4 protein-coding genes are annotated in these 9462 nt (G+C 34.4%); all 4 read right to left on the bottom strand.

All coding sequences use genetic code 11. The features are described 5' to 3' along the window. Positions 1 to 284 (bottom strand): T9SS type B sorting domain-containing protein (locus ACYSNV_RS12290; RefSeq protein WP_461762835.1); only part of this gene is annotated, 284 nt, incomplete at its 3' end. Next, positions 241 to 1134 (bottom strand): hypothetical protein, encoded by an 894-nt coding sequence (locus ACYSNV_RS12285; protein ID WP_461762834.1) that lies wholly within the window; start codon positions 1132 to 1134, stop codon positions 241 to 243. The genes ACYSNV_RS12290 and ACYSNV_RS12285, both read right to left, overlap by 44 nt. Before the next feature lie 71 nt (positions 1135 to 1205). Further along, positions 1206 to 5387 (bottom strand): DUF7507 domain-containing protein, encoded by a 4182-nt coding sequence (locus tag ACYSNV_RS12280; protein WP_461762833.1) that lies wholly within the window; start codon positions 5385 to 5387, stop codon positions 1206 to 1208. 91 nt (positions 5388 to 5478) lie between these two features. Further along, positions 5479 to 8367 (bottom strand): hypothetical protein, encoded by a 2889-nt coding sequence (locus ACYSNV_RS12275; protein WP_461762832.1) that lies wholly within the window; start codon positions 8365 to 8367, stop codon positions 5479 to 5481. Positions 8368 to 9462: the final 1095 nt, after the last annotated feature.

Below are 9462 nucleotides of genomic sequence, written 5' to 3'. Positions count from 1 at the left end.
TCATAACCATCGGTCTCAAATACCTTTACTCCCCAACGGTTAAATATCTCAACGCGGTTCTCTGGAAATTTATAAAGGTTCTCAATCTCGAAGTAGTCATTTTTACCGTCCCCATTAGGAGTAACTAAATTATAAATCACCACATCGCCATCTAAAATGATGTCGGTCTTTACAGTGGCTAGGGTGAAAAATCCATAGCCTCTAACGCTAGTTGGTGTGGTGATTTCTTTATTTACTAGGTCAACTACTCCTCCCTCCGGAAACCCATAAATTCTGTTTTGCATCAAAACGAACAATATGTAATTCCTTCTCTGGATCTTTTAATAAATCCTGTAAAGTGGTTCTTTCATCCCAACTCAAAGTAAGTAAAATATCTTCTTTGGTGTTATTTCCACCTTTTTCAATTAACCAGTATTCGTTGGTATCTAATAGGTTGATAACACCAGCTTTATGAGGTCGAGCCGCGAAAAACGCCTTGTCATGTAAAATATAAGTACCTTGGTAGGCATCCTTTACAGATTCTGGGGCGCTAATACGAGCATAGCGATAAAGACCCTTGTCTCCTTTTGGATATTGGAAAGATTCTTTACCGATTTTCTCAACCGTCCCCTCTGCGTGTGATTTATCACTTGGGTTTATACCGATTGCTCCTTGGTGAAACGTTAAAGATCCTTTGGTTAAACGTGTTTTTGGGTCAATTACCGAATCCACTATAATTATACCATCTTGGAAATCCACGGATTTATATACTTCAAAATTATTCTTTAAATCAAATGCCATGTCTACCGATCCATTATTAAGTTCTATCTGGTAAAAGTCAGACATTTGCGAACCACTTAATAGCTGTGGACCATTTTCCATACCAAAACGCATAAAAACGGCTTTACCTTGCTTATTAAAACCATAGTTTCCATCGTTATTAAAATCTCGATAGTAATAAATCACCCCATCATTTAAAGTATAACCATCTTTTTGATTATCAAAATCATACAACACCGAAACAACTCCCTGATCGGCAACCGATATACTTCCTTGATTTACAAAAGCTCCTTGGTCTTGTTGTGCAAAAAGGGTATTACTAACCCCTAGAGCTATTATGCTAACCAAACCGGTAATATTATAAATATATCTCATAGCTATTTCTTTGTTTTATTGCAGCACCATAAAAGGTGCTGCTTTTTTTAAGACACTAAAACTGTAATTTATTATTGCATCCTTTGGTAAATCATCGGATTACTAATCAGTAAAGTACTCCCTTTTAAAGGAACATATGTATGATTTGGCCTTGATGGATCCCAACCCTGATCCCCTTCTTTATAAGGAGTTGGATCATTGGATTGCTCATTGGCTTGTCTATTGGAGTCCAAAAGTCTACCCACACCGGTCACATTAGCAATATTATAGACTCCTTTATTGCTAAAGATATCTTCTTGGGTAATTTTATACTTAAGGGTGAATACCCAAGTTTCATCACGATCCAAGATTCCATTTTGATTAACATCTCCGCTTAACTCCACTGTCTCAATAGTTGGTAGATGTGTATCTGGATCTAATTCAATGTTAAAGCTAAACATATCATCTACAATCACTACATCATAAATTGGCATATCACCAGCATTTTTCACTGTAAAACTATAGGTTATGGTCTCTCCTATTTCAGCGAATCCATTTTTATTCTCATCATTAAAAACACCATCTTTTTCTAAAGTAAAAGTCTCACATTCTTTCTGATTCTGTCCATATCCATATACTCTCATAAGGGTTTCTCCAACCACATTCTGAGTCACATCCACTATATTCTCTTGCTGAGTTCCCGATTGAAAACCTTTCCAGTGTACCGTATTTAAATAGCGTAATTCTTTGGTATTAGGATCAAAAACTTCTAACTCCTCTAATTGTGCATCTGTGGTGCGTTTTCCCCATAATTGTACGTTCCCCCACTGGTCTATAACCACTTTTATCGCCGGGGTTATACTAGGGTCCATATTATCAAAATCTACGTTAATACCTTTGTTTACATCCCAGATTTGCTTCCCTTGTCCCTGCTCAGACCAGGTACCTTTATCCTTTTTAAATCGAACATTTGGCGTAACTTCCCCTTCTTTTAATTCAAATTCCAATTCCTCTTCATACAAAGGTGAACCATTAATAATCATATTAAATGAATTATCTAAGTGATAAATATCTAACACAAATCCTCCATCTGTACCTGGTTGTGTAAACTTACCTACAACTGGATTTGGTCCCGGAGCGCCCAATGCTCTATGCCAGAAGTAACCCTTTCCAAGTACATCGATATAACAGGCTTTTTCACAAGTGACTGTCTCTGCGTTTATCTGGCAATTATCTCCTATAGTCCTTTTAGTAAAACCGATATCATCTAAGATAGTATGACCGAACCCTTTACCGGTTTGTAATGAACGATCTTGACTTCCACGTATGGCAATCTTTACTTTTTTTCCAACAATATCCTGGCAATTGGATCCATCAAAAATAAAGCTAGCCTGTAATGGCACCCAACCAAAGCTTACTCCTTGATTTTGTGGAGGATCACCTGGGCCTGCATAAGTTAAAGGAACCGAAGCATAGATATGTCCTGAGGTTTGATCTACCACATCCATTAACATATAATCTTTATCGTGATAGGTTACATAAGAATATAAAGAAAGTGTATATTTTGTATCAACGCTTATTTCATCTTTTAAGTCAAATTCAAAAAAAGGTTTAATACTTTGCGCAGCAGAAATTGCACCGCGAACCAAAAATGCAGCTCCATTTACAGCACCAGACCTATCTCTAATGGCTTGCGGCAAATCCCAAGATGCCGTCCAATCATAACCACTATTGGGATCATTTGGATCATTAATGTTATTCTCTGAATCCCATACCCCTTGATACCAACTATCGGTTTGCGGAATTCCCATTTGAACATATCCTGGAGGCAATACCGCGTAGTATCCATTTTTAATACGTGCAACCGAGCTTTGATTACTATGAGTAGCATTTGCATTTGCATATAAAGGATCGTTTACCCCTGGAGCAAACAAATATGAAATACTTGCTCTAGAGCTTAGTCCTTGGCGAATAATATTCCCATCTGAATCTTTCTGAACCACGCCATCTATAATACTTACAGAATTAACATTATTCCATGTTACACGACCAGAATTAACTTGCCAAGTAGTACGTCCAAAATCTTCATAGAACAGAATTTCATCCACGCAATCATCTAAAAGCATAAAACTCACCTCTGTAATATTATTACAGGCTATCTCGCCAGAACCAGTACCTAGATTTCCTTCATCATTATTAAAACACTCAAAATGAGGATTAACAGGAGCCGTACTAGCTTCACCATTAGTAGCATCAATATCGGTTATATCAGCTGGGCGCATCACGGTAGCCTCTGCAACTTGATACCCCATTGCTCCTTGCGTTTCTCCTGTAAAAATATAGGTTAAAGAACATCCACTAGGCAGATCTAATTCAGATCTAAACATCCCGGTTTGCTTATTATAACTAATTGGCACAACTTGTTTAACTCCACTACAACTATTTTGAATCTCAACTTGTACATTATCAGGATCTATACGCACCCCACCTGGTACTTGAAAGGTAAATAAAGCCCCTTTTAATTTCTTATCTTCATTAGAGATTACATCACTAAAACCAACTTTATTTCCTACTGTTACTCTGTACTGTACGCTTTGACCACTAGTGGCATTTAAAGCATTCTTTTTTCCTTGAATCTCATATTGAATTTCAGTAAATAAATCTACTTCTTTGATCTCAATACTGGTCTTTACCTCTATTTGGTTTCCAACACGAAATGCCCAAGTATCCAAAGAACGCTTATCTCCAAATGTATTACTAGCACCTTTACCACCTTCTCCCCACTTATGACCATTTACATTACTGTCTTGTCCTTTATTATCCTTAATAAAATGACTATTATTTAAAGGTAACACACCCTTACCGTTATTTACTGCAGCAAGACTCTCGTCATTCCAATACACTTGGCTAGATATTACTTTAGAATTATCAGGGGCATTATAATCTAGACTGTTATAATCTAAGAGTTCTATGGATATCCCTCCTATATTATATTCTATATCAAAGAATGGAAAATGTACTTCTGCTCCCTGTAATTGAATTTTAACAGATACAGGAATAAGTTTATTTTTCTCCAATTTTTTTCCCTGTTCATCTTTACCATCCCATAAGATTTCATTGTTTCCTTGAATAGTAGATCCACTAAGTACTTTAAGTGGTTTACCTTCACTTTCAATAACAATATTGTAGTGCTGTCCTCCAAGGGGAACATCAAAAGTTATTTTTCCACCTTTGTGTCCAAAAAACCCTTCTGTACCCTCAGCACCAACAACCTTTACATTATTAACAACCGGTTCTTGTATCACAGGGTTTAACCATGTTGACACATTATTAGACGCATTTGTATTCACACCAATAGATGCAATTGACTCCACAGGCATATCTGTTGCCGGTAGGGTATAAAACATTTTATGGGTTATATTGGTATTGTTATCAACCACATTTGGATCGTGAATATTTTCTTTCGATTTACTAGCTTGCTGATTTAAGCTTGCATAAATCGGATTCCCACTTTTGTCTATAAATCCTAAATTATTTACAAAAAAAGCAAAAACTATCCCCGATGTGCCATTGTGTTTTACTCTGTAGGTAAACCCATCGTTAGTTCGAACAAACACGCGACCATTAAACTTTACATCTTCATATTTAGTACCAGATGAGTTTCCATTGGCTAGATTAAGGTTTGTAGCATAAACTCTCCCAGGAATAAATTTATCCCCATTTTCGTTAATTACTGAAATATCCCAAGCACGAATAGCAAAATCCTGATCTTGTGTCCACTTATCATTTGCAAGCAAGTTAGGTGCAGTCCCTTGGCTAGATCTCGAGTAAAACTCCACCCTGTAAATACCATCTTGCGTTACCTCATGATAAATGGGAGTATAACCACCATTTTTATCATTTCTATTTAATTTGGGCCCCTTGAGCTCCTGTTCTCTATTTTCTATAGTCCCTTGCGTTGTATTAGAAACAATTTCTTTACCACTAGGGTCCCATAAAACAATTCTAGACCTACCACCTTTATTTTGAGATGATGAAGCCAAAGTGATTTTCTCTCCTTTTTTAGCGTATACATAATGCACGCCATTGTTTGGAAATGGATGCGCTTCAGCAGCAGTGTATCCCGCTCCGGCCAGCATTGCTCTATGTCCTGAAGCATTGGTTGGATACCAATTTCGAGATCCATCTGCAAAAGCAGTTCCTATTTGTATAAACATAAATAGCATAAGAAAAGTAATTCTCTTGCTATTACTTAATATTCTATTTTTAGTCATTTTTAATTTCGTATTTGTAATTCTAGTTTCATCTAGAACTAGTGTAGTTCTAGATGAATACTTAAATATTTAAACTTTTAAAAAAACTTCTTTATTTAATCACAAACACAATATTCATGTAAGAAGATGGTTTCGCACTTGATTTTACAGTATAAGTTAACTTACCATCTTCACTAATTTTTAGTTTTTCAAAAACATCTTGATCATAATAAGTTACATAATAATATAATTCATCGGATTCAAATACACTTATATCCGCAGGTGCACCCTCACTACCTATTATACCTCCAGAATAAGAAATTGGTGTAGTTCCAGAAGGACCATGTGATATTGGATAACTAGCACCACCTTCACCTATTTTTCCTCCTGTGAATTGATTCACATATTCTTGGTATAAATCACGCTCAGCCTCACCTGTTTTTGAAGTATCAAAAATAACAGCTGGCATATAGAAAAACTGAGGAGCCACCTTGTTTTGATTTTTCCAAGTTGGATTTCCTTCTTTATCTGTCACTAAAACTTGGTTTTTATCTGCCTGTTTAATATCCTGAGGTTGTATAGTATTATCTTGGATTAAATCCGATGTTATAGATTCATGTTTAATACTTAATTTTGCAGCTTTTAAAACCGTTTTTTCAGAAATAGTAATATCATTATCCTCATCATCTTGACCAAAAATTATCACTCCATCGGTTGATAAGCTTTGAGAATTCGTAATTTGATCTACTCCAATATTAGGACTACCCGCAACCCAACTTTCTCCAGTAAACATTAAAACCTCACCATCCTTCTTGTTATCCGTCATAACAGGTGTTCCTTGAATTTTTGATATACTATTACTTGTAATACCTCCTGTTATATCACCCTGTAGATCAGATACACTAATAGTATAATCTGTATTATTATTTTCAATTTCAGATTCTACACTCACATTATTCCCACTAGTAACTGTCGTTGTTTTCTGTAATCCTTGAACTGCACCTGTAAGATCTAAAGGATTACTCACCTGATTATTAACACTTGTCACTAATTGGTTATGCTCATTAACACTAACAGAAATTTCATTAACAATAGAAGTATCACTTACAACCCCACTTACTGTAGAGCTTAACGTATTTCCTGTTGAAACTAAAAGATTTGTAATATTAGGCACAATACTATCTATTGTCGCCCACTCTAACTTCCCTTCTTCGTTGGTAATTAACATAGAGTTCTTACCACCTTCTTTGATTGTTACCTTATAAGGTTTATCACTTGTTCCATCTCCACTAACTTCAATAAAATCACTACCACTAACCGTTACACTACTATTTGCAATATCTTTAATATACTGCTCGATAGTGGTATACTCTACTTCATTAATAGTTACAGGGCCTTGGTTTACAATACTTTGGAAGTTTTCAACCACAGATAAAGGAATATCTATAAGAGTCTGGGTACCATCCTCAGAAACATACTCGTATTTACCATTACCTAAAGCAGTTAAAGTAGTAATTGTTTCATTGTTTTTTACAATACTATCTATTGTCGCCCACTCTAACTCCCCTTCTTCGTTGGTAATTAACATAGAGTTCTTATCACCCTTTTTGATTGTTACATGGTAAGGATACTTACTTGTTCCATCTCCACTAACTTCAATAAAATCACTACCACTAACCGTTACACTACTATTTGCAATATCTTTAATATACTGCTCGATAGTGGTATACTTTACACCATTAATAGTTACAGGGCCTTGGTTTACAATACTTTGGAAGTTTTCAACCACAGATAAAGGAATATCTATAAGAGTCTGGGTACCATCCTCAGAAACATACTCGTATTTACCATTACCTAAAGCAGTTAAAGTAGTAATTGTTTCATTGTTTTTTACAATACTATCTATTGTCGCCCACTCTAACTCCCCTTCTTCGTTGGTAATTAACATAGAGTTCTTATCACCCTCTTTAATTGTTACCTCATAAGGATCATCACTTGTTCCATCTCCACTAACTTCGATAAAATCACTACCATTAACCGTTACACTACTATTTGCAATATCTTTAATATACTGCTCGATAGTGGTATATTTTACACCATTAATAGTTACAGGACCTTGGTTTACAATACTTTGGAAGTTTTCAACCACAGATAAAGGAATATCTATAAGAGTCTGGGTGCCATCCTCAGAAACATACTCGTATTTACCATTACCTAAAGCAGTTAAAGTAGTAACTGTTTCAAAGTTAGACACTAAATCTTGTAATTCAATATTATGTGTTGCACCTTTGGAATCCGTATAAACTAGAATATGATTTTTCGAATCATATTTCAACCCTGTATTATTTAAATTTATATGACTAATTTTACCATCAGATGCTAAATAAGACATTCTATTATTATCTGAATCGTATTTGATTTCTCCCGAATTCAAAGCAATGGGAGTAATTTTTCCATGTTCATCTACATAAGACAAAATATGCGTATCTTGGTTATACTCAATTTTAGTTAATGTCTCATTAGCTTGCACGATATTTCCGAAATCTATTTCTACTTTATTTCCTTCCTGGTTTATATAATAAAGCTTATCTCCTTGATAAATAACATTGCCTTGCGTATTAAGAACAATCTGCTTAATCAAATTCTCAACTTTATTATCTTGAAGATTTAATATCTCTTGAAAGTTATTAACCACAATTGAAGGAATATCAGAATCACTAGTTAGAAGATTCCATGTATCTATATACCAATAATAATATCCTGGTTGAATATTATCATTTGAAGTGGTATTAAAGACCATCAAACTATTGACATTTCCATTTGTAATTGTTTTTTTATCTTTAACATCACTTAAAGCTACGTTAGGGATTAATAATCCTCTGTTGGTGGATTCAATAAGTAACTCGGCTGATTTATTAGGTGTTTTAGTACCTATACCTACTTGAGCATTTGCCGATACTGCACCCATTAATAGGGCAACTGGAATTAGTCTTCTTATCATGATTCTAAAAATTTACGCTTTTAATACGTAGTTGTTCGTTTGGAAATCTCAAGGCGACTTTTCTCTTGCAAAGAAGCCTATACTATATTCTTTTTAAATTTGCTAGGCAAAATTCGCTATTAGGTGTTAAAGCCATGTAGCAAAATTTTAGTAACTACATCGAACTAAAAAAATGAAACACCCCAGTAAATCCATGCAATCAGACAAGTAAGCACATAGTTAAGAATTACTTATAAATTTTAAGTTTTTTCAAAAAAAAGCACACCAGAAAAAACCATATTTTAAATTTCGATCTAACACAAAAAGAAACATCCCCACCCCATTTGGTAACCCCTACCTAAGAAAACGATTCCTAAAACCGACAAAGAAGTTAGGTTTTGGCACAAAGGCCGACCATTTATTAACCGTTACGATAGAATAAACCAGTACTAAAGCTTTGGATTTCTACATCAAATAAGTAAACACCTAAAATATTTTTGCTATTATACACTTCAAGAAAAACACTTTATCACTTCCTTTCAACAGAGCTTTTAGTCTAAATATTCTATATAACCCATGTAAATTTTGGCAATAGAATAGTAGTAATTCTCCTTGCTTTTTTAATCACACTTTGAACTATTACATCTTATTAAAAAATTATAACTTAGAAAATAAAATCAAAATACGAACCATACTTTACAACAACACCCACTAACAATGCAGATGCCGTTTTCACAAGAATACATTATGTGAAAAAATCTTTTGAATAATAAACCAGTAAACTATTTCCAAAAAAACTTTAGATTATAATATATTAATCCAGAAAAATAGACACTAAAAAAGGGTAAACTATAAAAGTCAAATACTTTTTATAGTTTACCCTATACAAATTGGATTCTAGAATAAAAAACTGTTTAATCAGTCTATATATAAAATCACTAGAACCTTTATTTATTTTAAAAACATTTGTCTATTATTTCTATAACTCAAGGATAATAAACTCACTTCTTCTGTTTAATTGATGCTCTTGTATACTACAAGGAACCCCATTAGAACAATTATTTATCAACTGACTCTCGCCATAACCACGACCAGTTAAACGATCTGCGGAGATCC

It is taken from the genome of Myroides sp. LJL119 (genome assembly GCF_054871605.1).
Note: the sequence above shows the minus strand (reverse complement) of the source record. Positions and strands in the feature narration are given on the sequence as shown.